Consider the following 15,774-nt stretch of genomic DNA (forward strand, 5'->3'; position numbering starts at 1 on the left):
TTACAATATTCTACCATAACCCCGATGATACTAAAATAACATTGACATTTTCACTTTTAAGTACATAATGAATTGTACAAAATCAATTTTCGGAGGTAGATATGATTCAAGATATTTTTCCAAGCAAACTTAATAATAGCTATAAAACTGACGCTGTTCCCAAGTCAGATGATTTAATCATTGTTCATAGCGATGGAAAAATCCTATTAAATGTTGATGAAGTAAGCAAAACCATTTCTTTCCCACAAATAAAAGACATTCAATCAAATCTTAATCCTATATACTTCTTTGAAATTGATGGCGAAAACTTCTTTTACAATACAGATACAAACACTGATACCTCCGCTCTTCCTGAAGGTTTTCAGTTCTATACGATGCGACAAATCAGAAATGATTATCTCTATCCAAAGCACTATGTGTTTGCAGCCTACACTGCCATCCACTTGATTGATTGGTATGAGGCAAACAGATTCTGTGGAAAATGTGGTACAAAGAATGAACATTCAAAATCTGAGCGTGCTTTAGTTTGCCCTAATTGCGGCCACACACGATATCCTAGAATCAATCCTGCTGTAATAGTTGGTGTAAAAAATGGAGATAAGCTATTACTGACAAAATACAAAACTGGTTTTGCTCACAATGCCCTGGTTGCCGGCTTTACAGAAATAGGTGAAACCATGGAAGAAACTGTTGAACGTGAAGTAATGGAAGAAACAGGACTAAAAGTTAAAAATATCCGCTACTACAAATCTCAGCCTTGGGGAATTGCCAGCGATATTCTGCTTGGATATTACTGCGATGTGGATGGTGATGACGCCATTACAATGGATGAATCAGAATTAAAATATGCTCAGTGGGTGAGCCGAGAGGATATAGAATTACAGCCCCTCGACTACAGCCTCACAAATGAGATGATGAAAATGTTCAAAGAAAACAAGCTGGCAGATTAATTCTGCTGGCCCAATATGTGATATATAAACTGCTGGGCTGTTCTTCCTGAAAGACCACCCTGCTCCATTTCCCATACCTTTGCCTTGGCAATAAGTTCTTCTTCTGGCATGGTGATACCTGCTCTTGAAGCCAATCCAAGAACAATATCTATATATTCTCTTTGCATTGGCTTTGAGTAGCTGATAGTAACTCCAAAGCGATGAACAAGCGAAAGCTTTTCTTCTACTGTATCTGAATGATGTCTGTCGTCAGTGTTGGTCTGATCATTTCTATCATTCCATGTTTCCTTTATTAAATGTCTACGGTTTGAAGTAGCATAAATCAAAATGTTATCTGGCTTTGTCTCAACGCCACCTTCAATAACAGCCTTTAGGAATTTATACTCTATTTCATGCTCTTCAAATGACAAATCATCCATATAGATGATGTATTTGTAATTGCGATTCTTTATGCTGGCAATGATTTTTGATAAGTATCTAAACTGATGCTTATATATCTCAATCATTCGAAGGCCGTCATCATAGTACTGATTAACAATAGCCTTAATACTTGTAGATTTTCCAGTTCCACTATCTCCAAACAAAAGCACATTATTTGCTTTTTTGCCAGCTACAAAGCTTTCCGTATTATCAATTAGCTGTTGCTTTTGATATTCATATCCTATCAAATCATCGAGGACAACCTCATCCATATTGTTGATAGGAACAAACTTGATATCATTTAATCCTATCTCCTCGATTCTGAAGGCTTTATTCAAGCCAAACATACCTACACCGTAAGCCTTATAGAAATTCGTAATTACGTTAAAGAATTCCTTTTCATCCCCTGCAGCCTCAAGCTCCTTTGAAAGCTTTCTAACCTTTTCGCTAACATTGCGATTATACATCTGCTCATTTTTTCTAACAGAATTATAGTTAGTAAATACGGAGAAGGATTCTATACCAAGCTCTTTTTCCAATGGCGAAAAGTCGTAATCAAAAAGCTCTTTTAAAATTCGAAAATCATTTTCCACTAAGTGATTAACCGAACCCGGCTTAACATCAGTCTTTTCTGTAACTAGAGAAAATGGATTTTCATTCATAATAATGTAGAAGGTTAAATAATTATGCCAAAGATTATCATCAAACCCATAATCCGTTGCAAGCATAAGTAATCGCTTTGAAATTGCGTTAATCTGGCGGGTTGCCTCTCTTTTGTTGTAATCACCAGATTCCACCATATCAATGGCTTTCCCCAGCTGATAAAGAATGCTATCCTCAGTTAAATCCCCAAACATAAGTAATCGTGATATCTTGTCATACATAATTTTATCCTCCTTAATTATCATATTTTATTATTTTGTGTTATTATGTTCAATTGTCGGAGGAACATTTATGTTAGCAAATTACCATTCACATACACCAAGATGTAATCATGCCACTGGCAGTGAACGAGAATATATCGAATCAGCCATAGCAAATGGGTTTAAAATTCTTGGTTTTTCAGATCACACACCACAGCCATATCCATCCAGTTATAAATCACATATCAGAATGGGTATGGAGGAATTAGAAAACTATGTTGATACACTTGTAAAGCTTAGAGAAGAATACAAGGACGATATCACTATTTACATAGGATTCGAGGTAGAATACTTTAGAAAATACTTTGATGCTCTGATTAAAGAGCTCAGAAACTATCCTGTTGATTATATTATTCAAGGGCAGCATTTCATTCCTGACGAGATTGATGGATTCTATGCCGGTGCTCCTACCACTGATGACCAGCACTTGATTGATTACGTAGATACAGCAATCGAGGGAATGAAAACAGGCATGTTTACATATCTTGCCCATCCCGATTTGATTTACTACAAGGGCGATGACAATACCTATAAAAAGCACATGGAACGTCTCATTGCCGCATCCATTGATTTAAATATTCCACTAGAAGTAAATCTTCTTGGATTTACAGGAAAACGAAATTATCCTTGTGACAAGTTCTTTGACTTAGCCGCTGAAATGAATGCCAACTTTGTAATTGGCTGTGACGCTCATGACCCACAGTCTGTTTGTCAGCCAGAGCTTAACCCAGAGTTTATGGCTTTCTTAAATAAGCACAACATTACAATTGGAGACAATATCTGTGCTCTTCGTTCTATTAAATAAAACTATATAATGATTCAAAGCGCCAGGCTTATCCTGGTGCTTTTTTGTTATCTGAATTTTTGGTGACGGTTAGCTGAATCTTAGGGTTTTCGTGGTGCTTTATTATTCTGGAGATTCTATAATACAGACATAACGAAACACATTAAGGGGTTAATTAATGAAGGGAAAAACAAAATCATTTTTTAAAGGAATAATCATTACATTTGCAATAGCAATCGCAATAGAAGGATTTGTTTTATTTGGCATGCCACTACTGGGCTTAGATTTTAACGATACTATTTCCTATGTAACTGAAACGATAGCTGCTGCAAAGGGATTCTTTTCCCAGACCAAAGATGACGTAACCGCCGCAAGCCACACCTTGGGAAATGGCCCTATGGAGGGCACTGGCACCGAGCAGGATTCAAGCTCACTGGATTCGCCTGTTAATACTGGTGAGGATTATACATTTGACTCTACCGTATATCCTTATCGAGCTCTTCTATCTTCCGAGGAACAGGCTGTTTACAACCAGATATACGCAAATGCAGTAGCTTACAATACAGAGATTTTCACATTGGTAAATGAGCTTTCTGAATCAGAATTAAGCGAAACCATCAATTCAGTATTCAATGATCACCCTGAATTATTCTGGCTCAACACATCTTATAAATATGGCTATAACAAATCAAATGCAGTTGTTCAGGTACAGCTAAGCTTTGGAATATCCAGTGATCAGTTAGAAACAGCAAAAACTCAGTTCAACAGCGTTGTAGACAGTATTTCTACTGCTGCAAGCGCCTACTCTTCTGATATTGAAAAAGAACTATACATTCATGATGCTATTTGCGAACTGGCCACCTATGACACAAACGCGGATTTAAATCAAAGTGCATACTCAGCTTTGGTTAATGGTACAACCGTATGTGCTGGATACTCAAGAGCATTCCAATTAATCTGCCAGGAAACCGGCTTAACCTGCTATTACCTTACTGGTACTGCATCTGGTGGTGACCATGCTTGGAATATCATTTCAGTTGATGGAGATTTTTATAATGTAGATCTTACCTGGGATGATTCTATTTCAGAAAGCTATGGTTCATCCGTATATACGTATTTTAATTTGACTGATGCTGATATTTCAGATGACCACACTAGAAGTGAATTAGGAAGTAAACTTCCTGCTTGTACAGCAACAGCTATGAGCTACACAAACGTATATGGTTCAACCGTAGAAAAGAGCGATATTGATAACAATGGTGGACAGATTACTGAGGGCAACTTTACAATTAACGAGCCTCAAGAGCCTATAACAGATTGGAGAAATGAACCTGCGCCTATGGAAGACATGGGTGCAGGTCCAACTCCTGATGTGAAGCCTAATGACATGGGCCCTGGATTTGAAAACCACTAACCAAGAATATCTATGTACTCTCCTGCCAAGGCTTTATTCATGCTTCTAACGGCACAGAATTTACCGCACATAGAACATGTGTCATCAAATTCTGGTGAACGGTCAGCACGGATAGCCTGGGCAGTCTCTGGATCAATAGAGCATTCCCATTGCTTATCCCAGTCAAAACACTGTCTGGCATCTGCCATAGCGTTATCTCTATCCATTGCATGTGGAACATGCTTAGCAATATCTGCTGCATGGGCTGCAATCTTTGATGCAATAATTCCCTGTTTAACATCCTCAAGATTAGGCAAAGCCAAATGCTCTGCAGGTGTAACATAACAAAGGAATGCTGCGCCATTTTGAGCAGCAATGGCCCCACCAATTGCCGATGTAATATGGTCATATCCCGGTGCAATATCTGTTACAAGAGGACCCAGCACATAGAATGGTGCTCCCATGCAAACCTTTTGCTGAATCTTCATATTTGCAGCGATTTCGTCCATTGGCATATGTCCTGGACCTTCCACCATAACCTGAACATCCTTGGCCCATGCACGCTTTGTTAGCTCTCCTAATCGAACTAATTCCTCTATCTGACACACGTCGCTGGCATCGGCAAGACAGCCTGGTCTGCATGCATCACCAAGAGATATTGTCACATCATACTGGCGACAGATATCCAAAATCTCATCATAATATTCATAAAATGGATTTTCTTCACCTGTCATGGACATCCAAGCAAATACAAGGGAGCCTCCTCTTGATACAATGTTCATCTTTCTTTTATGAAGCTTTATCTGGTCAATTGTCTTTCGAGTAATACCGCAATGTAGTGTAACAAAGTCCACTCCGTTTTCTGCATGCAGACGTACTACATCAATAAAATCCTTTGCTGTGAGTGTAGCCAAATCTCTTTGATAATGGATTACACTGTCATATATAGGCACAGTTCCTATCATAGCTGGACATTCATCAACCAACTTCTTTCTAAATGGCTCTGTGTTTCCATGGCTGGATAAATCCATAATGGCCTCAGCCCCCATATCCACTGCTGCCATTACTTTTTGCATTTCAATATCATAATCCTTACAGTCTCTAGATACGCCAAGATTAACATTTATTTTTGTGCGTAGCATGCTGCCTACACCTTCTGGATTAAGGCACTTATGATTTACATTTGCAGGAATTGCCACCTGTCCCTTGGCAACAAGCTCCATTATTTCCTCAGGGGTGCGATATTCCTTCAGCGCCACCTGCTTCATTTCTGGTGTGACAATCCCCTGTCTTGCTGCGTCCATCTGTGTTGTGTATTTTCTCATTCTTCTTCTCCTTAAACATATATGTAATCATTGAAAACTGGTTGTAATCCTTCGTCAGAAATATCTATGTACATAGTACCCAGGCTCCTGCCATCAGAAATTTCAAATTGCTCATCCCCAGAAGGGTCCATAGACTCTTCACCTGTGTATTTTTCCTCATGGTCACCGATACCAGTTGAAACCCCAGCTGATACCTTTGTAGCAGCAATCTTTACTATCCCGTTTCTAAATTCTGCCGTTTCTCTTGAAGATACTGTAATTCCACAGAACGGCAAAAATATACGATATGCACATATAATCTGGCACAACTGCTTTTCCCCCACATCCAGTGGATTGATTGTATCGTTATTTATAATTGGTCGTAGTCTAGGACATGATAATGACATCTCTGCGTAAGGGTATTTTCTCTGTAAATAATAAACGTGCAGCGCTGAAGCAAGGGCGTCCTTTCTAAAATCTGAAAGTCCTAAAAGTGCTGAAAAGGCAACACCTCTCATTCCTCCCATAAGTGCCCTTTCCTGAGCATCAAATCTGTATGGCCAAATTCTCTTGTTACCCATCAAATGCAGAGTCTCATACTTATCGGAATCGTATGTTTCCTGAAAAACGGTTACATAGTCCGCACCGCACTCATGCAGATATTTGTAATCCTTTACGTTTACAGGATATATTTCGATTCCAACCATTTTGAAATATTTTCTAGCAATTTTACATGCCTCGCCTATATATTCAACATCTGACTTTGCAGGGCTTTCTCCGGTGAGAATTAAGATTTCCTCCATTCCACTATCTGCAATAACCTGCATTTCATGCTCTATCTGTTCATATGAAAGCTTTAATCTTTTGATTTTGTTATAACAGTTAAATCCACAGTATACGCAGTAATTCTCGCAGTAGTTGGCTATATAGATTGGTGTGAAAAGATATACCGTATTTCCGAAGTGCTTACTTGTTTCCTGCTGTGCCTTCTTGGCCATCTGTTCCAAAAAAGGTTCCGCAGCTGGAGAAAGAAACGCCTTAAAATCCTCTATTGTACATTTATCGTTGGCAAGTGCTCTTCTGACATCTGCAGCTGTATATTTGTTGTAATCGTAGGAATCAAAATGTTCCATTACGTTTTTACGTACATCCGACTCAATAATATCCATACCTGGCAAGTATTCCATGTGATTGATTCTAGATGAAGGGTCTGTCTCAATCTGATGTTTGCGCTCTAGCCCTGTTGCAGATAATTCCTTTGAATCAAATAAAAATGTGTTTTCCATGATGCCTCCTAATGTAAGAAACCTGTAAGTGGATCTGATGCTGCTGCGCCACGAGTAAGCACTCTTCCAAGGCCTGCCAAGTATGCTTTTCTTCCTGCTTCAATAGCATCCTTGAATGCTGAAGCCATAAGTGTCAAATCTCCTGCTGTTGCAAGCGCAGTATTTGCCATTATTGCCGCAGCCCCCATTTCCATTGCTTCACATGCCTGTGATGGCTTTCCAATTCCAGCATCTACTATAATAGGCAAATCTATTTCATCAATAAGAATCTGTATAAACTCTTTTGTAGCCAAACCTTTATTTGAACCTATAGGTGATGCAAGCGGCATGATGGATGCAGCTCCAACATTTTGCAATTCTCTTGCAACATTCAAATCTGGATACATATAAGGCATAACTACAAAGCCTTCTTTTGCAAGAATTTCTGTTGCTTTTATTGTTTCGTAATTATCAGGAAGTAAATATTTTGTATCCCTCATAATCTCGATTTTTACAAAATCACCACAACCAAGCTCCCTTGCAAGCCTAGCTATTCTCACTGCTTCCTTTGCATCTCTTGCACCACTTGTATTTGGAAGTAAAGTTACATTCTTTGGAATATAATCCAAAATATTTTCTTCATCCTTGGTATTCGTTCTTCGAACTGCAAGAGTGATTATTTCTGCTCCAGCATCTTTGGTTGCTGCCTCAATAAGCTTCATCGAATATTTTCCTGATCCCAAAATAAAACGAGAATCAAATTCTTTACCACCGATTACCAGTTTGTCATTTTCCATTCCATTTTCCTCTTTCTATTAACATTTATGCATCCAATTCTCCAATGAGAATTCTAATTACCATGTGTGCCTCGTGTGCTCCACAAACCATCACTCTAGATGAAATCAATCCGATACCATCATTAACATCGCTAACACCATCACCTAAAAGATAAAATCTCTTTGATACTCTTCTAGCCTTTATATCGTTGGCACTACCAAATCCTGCCATGCCAGAACTAGATAGAATATATTTATCTGATATTTGCTCTAGTACCAGATTAACAAGCATAGCCTTACTTTCAGGTGTGTCAAAAGCCTCACAGACAATATCCGCCTTTTCTATCAATGGCTTTGTGTTAGCCTCGGTCAGCTTTATGTTATGAGTCTCAATCTTTATGTATGGATTTATTTCATGTAGATTAGCCGCCATTGCATCAGTTTTTTTCATACCAACCTGATTGATTTTGTACTGCTGTCTATGGAGATTGCTTACATCTACAAAATCATAGTCAATCAAAATCAAGTGGCCTATGCCCGCTCTTGCAAGACATGTGGCTATATTGGACCCCAAGCCACCGAGCCCACATATTGCAACCGCAGCCTCGTCGAATTTTTTTTGATTATCTGCACCATGTCTATCTACAAGTGCCTTATAGAACTCATCCTTTGTCGGTATCAATCAGCCGCCTCCTACAAAACTTACTACCTCAACAACATCCCCATCCTTTAAGATGGTCTCATTAAATGTTGTCTTAGAAATGATTTCTTCGTTAATCTCCACAGCAATAGTTCTGACGTCAAATTTAAAATCATCCAGTACAGTAGCAAGCGTCTTGTTTGCTAACTCATACTCTTTTCCATTTAAGAAAACCATTACTTCTCCTTTCCTTCTAGCTGGCCACACAATGATTAAGTGGCCCACTTCCTTTTCCTAAATCCAAATTTGCACCGATAGCTTTTTCAATATATGACTTCGCATTTACGATAGAATCTTTTAAGTCGTACCCCAGTGCCAAATTCGATGCAATGGCACTTGATAATGTGCAGCCTGTTCCATGGGTGTTAGTGCTATGAATTCTTTCCCCTTCAAACCATGTAACACATCCATTGTCAAAAAGAACATCGCTTGCATCCTCTACGCTGTGTCCTCCCTTTACAAGAACTCCACATCCATATTGTTCTCCAAGCTTTTTGGCTGCCTGCTCCATATCTATTTTGTCTTCTATCTTTGTGCCGGTAAGGGTTTCTGCTTCAGGTATATTTGGTGTAATAACTCTAGCCAGTGGAAACAACATTTTTGCCATCACTGCTGGGGTGGAGTTTTCCATCAATCTGCTTCCACTTGTTGCCACCATAACCGGATCTACGACAATATTTTTCACTTCATACTCCTTTAGTTTTCTGGCAACAACTCTCACCTGCTCTACTGATGGAAGCATTCCAATCTTTACCGCATCTGCCGGAATATCAGTTAAACAAGCATCTATTTGTTCCTCCAAAAAATGTGGATTTGACTCTACAATCTCTGTAACCCCTGTAGTGTTTTGTGCAGTAAGTGCAGTAATTGCGGTCATTCCATAGACTCCATGGGCAGTCATAGTTTTCAAATCTGCCTGGATTCCTGCGCCGCCACTACTATCACTTCCCGCAATTGATAAAACTACCTTCATCCTTTTATCTCCCTGAATTTCTTCTTCATACTTTCAGCCGCAAGCCTAGGTGACTCTGCTTTCATAATGGCTGAAACAGCGCATACCCCAGCTATATCAATACCTTTTAATACATCCATATTAGAAGCATTTAAACCGCCAATAGCATTAACTGGTATAGGAACTGCCTGGCATATTGCATCCAATGTCTCCGTAGATGTAATGATAGTTTTTACTTTTGTAGTAGTTGGATAGATGGCGCCAACTCCAAGATAATCAGCCCCCGCCTCATATGCCGCCTTCGCCACATCAACCTTCTTTGCGGTAGCACCTAAAATCTTGTCAGGCCCAATGATTCTTCTGGCCATATCAAGAGGCATATCCTCTGCCCCTAAATGGACCCCTTCACAATCTACAGCAAGCATTACATCCACACGATCATCAATAATCAGCGGAACATTGTACTTTCTGCAAATCTCGTGGACAGCCTGTGCCAGTTCAATATATTCCTTTGTGGTCCGATTCTTTTCTCGAAGTTGCATCAAAGTAACGCCGCCCTTTAAGGCATCCTCAACTCGCCACAGGAATTCATCTAGCTCATACGGTGTACTGTCAGTAATAAAATAAAGCTCGCTATTAAATTCCATTATTCCTCCTTTTTGCATAAAAAAACGGAAGCTACCTGATTTCTCAAATAGCTTCCGCATAATATCAATATCATTATTAATCGGCGTCCCTACGTTGGCATTATCCAAATCAGGTTCTCGGTCGAAGGTCACACCTTCCTCTCAGCCTGTCTACAAGCTCCCGTCTCATATTAAATTCCTTACATATAATGCTACAAGTGTGGCAAAAAATCAACACCTAATTGCAAAGTGCCTCCACCTGTTCTTTCTTTTCGAAGAGGACACATCCGCCTACATGGTCATCCTTTAGGATGTCGCCTGCCTGGAGTACCTGAAAAAGGCGTGAGGAGATAGCTCCACGAAGGCCCATGTCCATTACGTTTGTATCGGAGAATGGTGAGAATGGGCATGGTTCTGCTCCACCATGGGAATTGATGTGGAAGAATCCCCTGCCTGCTGCAACACATCCACCTGATGATTTTTCATCACCTGGGAAGGAAATGAATACCATGTCCTCATATTCCTCACGAAGAGTGGCAATTCTAGCTCTAAGCTGCTCTTCCTGCTCCTCGCTAAGTGCTAGGTGCTTGCTCTCATCTGATACAGGTACATACTCAACATAAATTACTGCTTTGCAGCCATATCCCTGAAGCATAGATACAAAATCATCAGAAAGAACATCGTCAAAGTTTTCTGTAGTAACTGTAACTGAATTACCGAATATTTGACCATTCTTTTTGAATGTTTCCATGTTTGAAATAAGCTTATCGTAAATTCCTTCGCCACGACGGCTGTCAGTTGCTTCCTTGTGGCCTTCAATACTCATGATTGGCACAAGGTTTCTGTTTTTATCAAATAACTCAAAGTACTCATCACTGATGAATACTCCATTTGTAAAGATTGGGAAAAGAATATTAGGCTTCTTTGCAGCCGCCTTGATGACACCTTTTCTAAGAAGAGGCTCGCCACCAGCAAGAAGAATAAAGCTGATTCCTAAATCCTCTGCTTCATCGAAGATGGTAAGCCACTGTTCATCGCTAAGCTGATTTACAGGCTCACAATCCTTTGTGGCGTCGTTCTGACGAGAATAACAGCCTGCACAATGTAAGTTGCAATTGCTAGTGATTGATGCAATTAGGAATGGAGGAACATGTAACCCCTCTTCCTTGAATTTCTTTCTAACATCAGCAGCTTTCTTTGTTGCTACTGCAAACTTTGCCATAAAAATGCTTTCAACTGGATCCTTCAAAGTAGCACGAATTGAATCCTTTACAACTCGCTCTACACCAGCTGTCATATACGCTTGAATATCAAATTCCTTTTCCATATATACACCTCTTAAATAATCTTATCATCCCGTCGCATCAATTGCGTGTGATTCGATTTTGTAAAATCATTATACTCCTATTGATAATCATTTTCAATTATAAATACAAAGTAAAAAAAGCTGCCCGCCAGCAGCTTTTTTTGGGAGAATGATATATGAAAAAGTTTTATCGCTCTTGCGATGATTGTATATTACTCTCCCATTATGAACTTGTACTGTTACTTATCTGAAATCTATGTGAAGATTATAAAAATCAATTTTATTCTTCACCAATTCCTTGCATAGCCTTATCCAGTAGCTTCTTTAACTGAGCCTTTTCCTCATCTGAAAGATTTAGACACCCTTTCATTTGAGCTGGAACCTTTTTAGCTTTTTCTTTTAATGCCTGTCCCTCATCTGTAAGCTTAATAACAAGCTTTCTTTCATCCTTTTCAGATCTTCCTCTGGTAATCATGCCTTGCTTTTCTAATCTCTTTAAAAGTGGAGCCAAAGTACCTGAATCCAAATGTACGCACTTTCCAATTTCTCCTTCAGTCAAATCGCCAGCCTGCCATAAAGCCATCATGACAATATACTGGGTGTAGGTAAGATTAAGTTCCTCAAGAGGCTTTCTATACTTACGTACAACCTCCTTAGCATATGCATACAATGGAAAACAAAGCTGATTCTCCAAACATAATACCTTGTCCGATGTTTTTGTCATTTTATACTCTCCTATAATTCGTTCACATTAGTATTGTGTACAATAATAATGTATCAACGATATTACAGAAAGTCGATATATAGCTAAACGCAAATACTAAATCATTTTGCATTGATTTAATTTTACAAAATTAAGCGCAGATAAATGGACGTATTTCATTAGGGGCGAATTCCTGTATAATACCGGCTAGTTTATCGCATGGCATTGGATTTGGTTCCAATAGCCAGCCACATACATACTGGCAAATGCCACATACGTACATCTTAATCAATGCCATCATTTCATCAGATAACTCATCTTTTCCTGTTTTACTTTTCACTTCTTTTACAAGTAAATCACGGTTTGTATTGGCCATCTGAAAAACAAAAGAATCCATCCCCTTGGTATTCTTTAATGCGTTGATTATAAAAGACTTGTTGTCCATAAAATACTGTAGATTACAACTAATTGTATCCTTCCATGTCCAGCCATCTTTCCCCACGTTTTTAATATGCTTTTGCGCTTCCTGCAAATAAATCCAGGTAATCAAATCATATTTGTCCCTAAAATGATTGTAAAAAGTAGGCTGTGTCATTCCACAATTATCAGTGATATTTGTAATCGTAATTTTATTAATTGGTTTTTTCTCTGCCAACTCTTTGAAAGATTCCGCCAAAATTTCTTTTGTTGACATCCTGTGCATAGCCTCTCCCCCTTCCTACTATGCTTATTTTACCAATATTTTTCTTGCAACTTCAATACCAACTTTATATTGTGCAATTCACATAATTTAGCTATGACTTCTTCCTGACAAAAAATGTAATTGTCAGCAAGAATCCTGCTTTGCAGGACAAGAAAATAGATGAATCTATTTTCTTGGTATTTACGATTTCTGTTTTTCTGATGAAAAACAGAAATCTATACAATTCATCAATATTACGTGATATACTCTTTAATTGTATGATATGTGTTTGGGGAATAATCAAGATTTAGGAGACCCATTATGACTAAAAATAACAAACTCAAGGGAATCATTTGTATTCTATTAGCCGCTGTTGGCTTTTCACTTATGACATTTTTCGTCCGTATTTCCGGTGATTTGCCTACAATGCAAAAGGCATTCTTTAGAAATTTTGTAGCTATGTTTGTTGCCATAGCAGCTCTTCTGAAGGCAAACGTAGGAATTAAAGTTGAAAGACCAAACATTCCACCTTTGTTTGCAAGATGTTTTTTCGGAACATCAGGACTTATTGCAAACTTCTATGCTATCGATAGATTAGGAATTGCCGACGCCAACATGCTAAATAAGCTATCACCATTCTTTGCTATTATTCTTTCTATTTTTATTTTGAAGGAATACCCAAAGCGTGTTGATATTGCAGCTACTATCATCGCTTTTATTGGCGCATTATTCATCATCAGACCAACAGGCCTTATAACAGAAACTGTTCCTGCACTCATCGGCCTATTTGGTGGCTTTGGCGCAGGAACAGCATATGTTTGTGTCCGCAAGCTTGGACAACAGGGTGTAAAAACTCCTGTTATTGTATTTTATTTTTCGTTCTTTTCATGTGTAGTGACTCTGCCATTTTTAATAACAGATTTTACACCAATGAATCCAACACAATTGCTTTGCCTGCTTATGGCTGGCGTAAGCGCATCACTTGGACAGTTCTCAATCACCACTGCTTACAAATACGCTCCTGCAAAAGAGATTTCTGTATTTGATTACACACAGGTTGTATTTGCAGCCATCCTTGGAATAATCTTCCTTGGTGAGATTCCTTCAATCCTCAGTATTGCAGGATATGCCATCATCATCGGTGTTGCAGTATTTAGATGGTACATGAATCTAAAAACTGAATAGAATTAGGTTTCAAGAAAAATAACCTTAGTATTGTCCGGGCCCATCACAGTCAATGTTCTATGATTTGTGTATGGGTCCGTTCCACATTCACTTGTTATATTTGCCTTATCTAATCTTCGCTTTATACCATCCATATTGTGGTGTGCAAGCACTATAGTCTGGGACGGTATAGCATTCTGCTTGTTCAAACAATGTACTTCCAAGGAAGTTCTTCCCATTGATAGAAGTAAGTTTGTCTGCGTAACATCCTTTGGAATAATAATCTTCTTAATCTGGAATCCTAAATCTTTTACATAGAAATTCCAAATCTCATCCTCATCTGTAGCTTGGATGATTACACGATTAATTGCAAGCTTCTTTGAAAATGGAAAAAGGACTCCATTTTTCGCCAGCTTCTTCCATCGCTTGTAGTACTTAAAATCCTTTCTCCACTCTGGATTTGTAAGAGTGTACGCACGATGCATATACAACGCTATTCCAATAAATCCGCCAAATGTATCTGCTATAACATCCGCAGTATCATATGTTCCACGCTTTGTGATAAGCTGCAAATTCTCGATTACAATAGAGGAAACAAAACACATTATAAGTGATCTGCTCCACGCGTGATTTCTGAACCATCTGAAAATATATGGAAGCAAGTACCCCATAGGGATGAACACCATAACATTAAGGTAAAACTCGATAAACTCTTCCTCTGGAAGCTCGATATCTTGCCATGTCATAGTGAAAATACTAAAGCCCGCATTGCGAACTACATAATCTGGATTTGGAGTTCTTGCAAGAAATACTAAATAGAAAAGGAAAAATAGATAAACTACAAAGGCCAGCCAAAGAATCAGCTTTCTGATGATGGCGCTTTTATCTGCGTTTTTACTTGAACTAACGCCGCCCTGTAGATTTAAACCGATTTTGTTACAGATTTTATTATCAAAAAAAGGTAATAGATAGGCGAGGAGCAAAGCTATGATAGTTGCTCCTACGACTATTATTACATTTGAAATCCAATTATTCGCATAAAAATCATAAAAACTATTAAGTTCCAATTATTGTCTCCAATCTAAAAGCAGTACTTGTATTGTAAAAAGTATACTTAGTAATTGTCAACAATTTGTGTATAAGGCAACAGATTATTTATTTAATCTGTTTTATAGATGCTCTTTTCGCATCATAAAAAAAGCTAATAGTAATAACATACTTGATATTAAAATACACCTATATCCTAAATTTATAGATAAAATACCGCCAATACCTGCTCCTATCGCAAATATGATAATAATGCCATAGTAGTGCATTGCCTTTTTTAAAGCACCTTTTTCATGGTTTCTAAGGTAAACTGATAGGCTCTCTGTACCGCTTCTCAGGTTGCCAATGCACATGGTGCTTGCATATGGATATCCGTTGACCTTTCTAAAAGACTGGACTTGCATAGCACATGCTAAGGATACTAAAACATTTGCCAGTACATTTAAAGAAGCTGGCACAAATGCTACAGCCGATAATACTATAATCTCTATCAAAAGTATTATCTGACGCCAATGAATCTTTTTAGCATTTCGATAATGGAAGCTGACTTGCTCTGCAATAAGTATTCCTACTGCAAAAGAAAGAATAGGCAATAAGTAATGCAGCCCCTTTGCCCACTCTCTTTGCATTAAATGCTGAGACATAAGAACTATATTTCCTGTTTGAGCATTTGCAAATACCTTATCCCTAAGATTGTAGGTGTAGGCATCCTGAAAGCCTCCTGAAGCAGAAACTATAGCGCTTAGTAAGAATGATTCAGATGTTTGTCGTGACTTCAT

17 protein-coding genes and 1 riboswitch are annotated in these 15,774 nt (G+C 38.5%); of the genes, 4 read left to right on the forward strand and 13 right to left on the reverse strand.

Features of this window, described 5'->3' with window-relative positions; genetic code table 11:
• The first annotated feature begins 101 nt into the window (after positions 1-101).
• Positions 102-950: an NAD(+) diphosphatase gene (gene nudC, locus E7274_RS04075; protein ID WP_304173959.1), complete on the forward strand. Its 849-nt coding sequence runs from the start codon at positions 102-104 to the stop codon at positions 948-950.
• On the opposite strand, the gene E7274_RS04080 is transcribed toward nudC, so the two are convergent.
• On the reverse strand, positions 947-2,254 hold the full coding sequence (locus tag E7274_RS04080) for an ATP-binding protein (RefSeq protein WP_304173961.1): 1,308 nt from the start codon (positions 2,252-2,254) through the stop codon (positions 947-949). The genes nudC and E7274_RS04080 overlap by 4 nt on opposite strands.
• 70 nt (positions 2,255-2,324) lie before the next feature.
• Between E7274_RS04080 and E7274_RS04085 the strand changes: the two genes are divergently transcribed.
• Positions 2,325-3,098 (forward strand): histidinol-phosphatase, encoded by a 774-nt coding sequence (locus tag E7274_RS04085; RefSeq protein ID WP_304173962.1) that lies wholly within the window; start codon positions 2,325-2,327, stop codon positions 3,096-3,098.
• Positions 3,099-3,255: 157 nt separating this feature from the next.
• Entirely contained in the window at positions 3,256-4,491 is a 1,236-nt protein-coding gene (locus E7274_RS04090; protein WP_304173964.1) for a transglutaminase domain-containing protein, read from the forward strand.
• On the opposite strand, the gene thiC is transcribed toward E7274_RS04090, so the two are convergent.
• From thiC to E7274_RS04140, 10 genes are all read right to left on the reverse strand, one after another.
• Positions 4,488-5,795, reverse strand: a complete 1,308-nt coding sequence (thiC, locus tag E7274_RS04095) for a phosphomethylpyrimidine synthase ThiC (RefSeq protein WP_044938111.1) — start codon at positions 5,793-5,795, stop codon at positions 4,488-4,490. The two genes, E7274_RS04090 and thiC, sit on opposite strands and share 4 nt — an antisense overlap.
• Before the next feature lie 11 nt (positions 5,796-5,806).
• Positions 5,807-7,060, reverse strand: a complete 1,254-nt coding sequence (thiH, locus tag E7274_RS04100; RefSeq protein WP_304173966.1) for a 2-iminoacetate synthase ThiH — start codon at positions 7,058-7,060, stop codon at positions 5,807-5,809.
• Between the two features lie 8 nt (positions 7,061-7,068).
• Complete coding sequence (locus E7274_RS04105) at positions 7,069-7,836, reverse strand: thiazole synthase (protein ID WP_044938489.1); 768 nt, start codon at positions 7,834-7,836, stop codon at positions 7,069-7,071.
• Positions 7,837-7,861: 25 nt separating this feature from the next.
• Positions 7,862-8,497 (reverse strand): sulfur carrier protein ThiS adenylyltransferase ThiF, encoded by a 636-nt coding sequence (gene thiF / locus E7274_RS04110; protein ID WP_304173968.1) that lies wholly within the window; start codon positions 8,495-8,497, stop codon positions 7,862-7,864.
• Positions 8,498-8,692 carry a sulfur carrier protein ThiS gene (gene thiS, locus E7274_RS04115; protein ID WP_044938118.1) on the reverse strand — a complete coding sequence of 65 codons (195 nt, stop codon included), beginning with the start codon at positions 8,690-8,692 and terminating at the stop codon, positions 8,498-8,500.
• A 16-nt stretch (positions 8,693-8,708) separates the two neighbouring features.
• The gene (gene thiD, locus E7274_RS04120; protein WP_304173970.1) at positions 8,709-9,488 is read right to left on the reverse strand and encodes a bifunctional hydroxymethylpyrimidine kinase/phosphomethylpyrimidine kinase; all 780 of its coding nucleotides are present in this window, start codon (positions 9,486-9,488) and stop codon (positions 8,709-8,711) included.
• Complete coding sequence (thiE, locus tag E7274_RS04125; RefSeq protein ID WP_304173972.1) at positions 9,485-10,114, reverse strand: thiamine phosphate synthase; 630 nt, start codon at positions 10,112-10,114, stop codon at positions 9,485-9,487. Before thiE ends, thiD begins: the two co-directional genes overlap by 4 nt.
• Before the next feature lie 69 nt (positions 10,115-10,183).
• A riboswitch (TPP riboswitch) is annotated at positions 10,184-10,288 on the reverse strand.
• A 43-nt stretch (positions 10,289-10,331) separates the two neighbouring features.
• Positions 10,332-11,420 (reverse strand): radical SAM/SPASM domain-containing protein, encoded by a 1,089-nt coding sequence (locus tag E7274_RS04130; protein WP_304173974.1) that lies wholly within the window; start codon positions 11,418-11,420, stop codon positions 10,332-10,334.
• A gap of 259 nt (positions 11,421-11,679) precedes the next feature.
• On the reverse strand, positions 11,680-12,123 hold the full coding sequence (locus E7274_RS04135; protein ID WP_304173977.1) for a MarR family winged helix-turn-helix transcriptional regulator: 444 nt from the start codon (positions 12,121-12,123) through the stop codon (positions 11,680-11,682).
• A 130-nt stretch (positions 12,124-12,253) separates the two neighbouring features.
• Positions 12,254-12,796 (reverse strand): TetR/AcrR family transcriptional regulator C-terminal domain-containing protein, encoded by a 543-nt coding sequence (locus E7274_RS04140; protein WP_304173978.1) that lies wholly within the window; start codon positions 12,794-12,796, stop codon positions 12,254-12,256.
• A 309-nt stretch (positions 12,797-13,105) separates the two neighbouring features.
• On the opposite strand from E7274_RS04140, the gene E7274_RS04145 reads away from it, so the two are divergent.
• A complete protein-coding gene (locus E7274_RS04145; RefSeq protein WP_304173980.1) occupies positions 13,106-13,969 on the forward strand; it encodes a DMT family transporter in 864 nt (287 codons plus the stop codon).
• A gap of 2 nt (positions 13,970-13,971) precedes the next feature.
• Here the strand turns inward: E7274_RS04145 and E7274_RS04150 are convergent, their stop codons facing one another.
• Both E7274_RS04150 and E7274_RS04155 read right to left on the reverse strand, forming a co-directional pair.
• The gene (locus E7274_RS04150; RefSeq protein ID WP_304173982.1) at positions 13,972-15,015 is read right to left on the reverse strand and encodes a VanZ family protein; all 1,044 of its coding nucleotides are present in this window, start codon (positions 15,013-15,015) and stop codon (positions 13,972-13,974) included.
• 102 nt (positions 15,016-15,117) lie between these two features.
• Positions 15,118-15,774 (reverse strand): YoaK family protein, encoded by a 657-nt coding sequence (locus E7274_RS04155; RefSeq protein WP_304173984.1) that lies wholly within the window; start codon positions 15,772-15,774, stop codon positions 15,118-15,120.

Source organism: Pseudobutyrivibrio ruminis (genome assembly GCF_015057245.1).
GTDB classification, from domain to species: domain Bacteria; phylum Bacillota; class Clostridia; order Lachnospirales; family Lachnospiraceae; genus Pseudobutyrivibrio; species Pseudobutyrivibrio ruminis_E.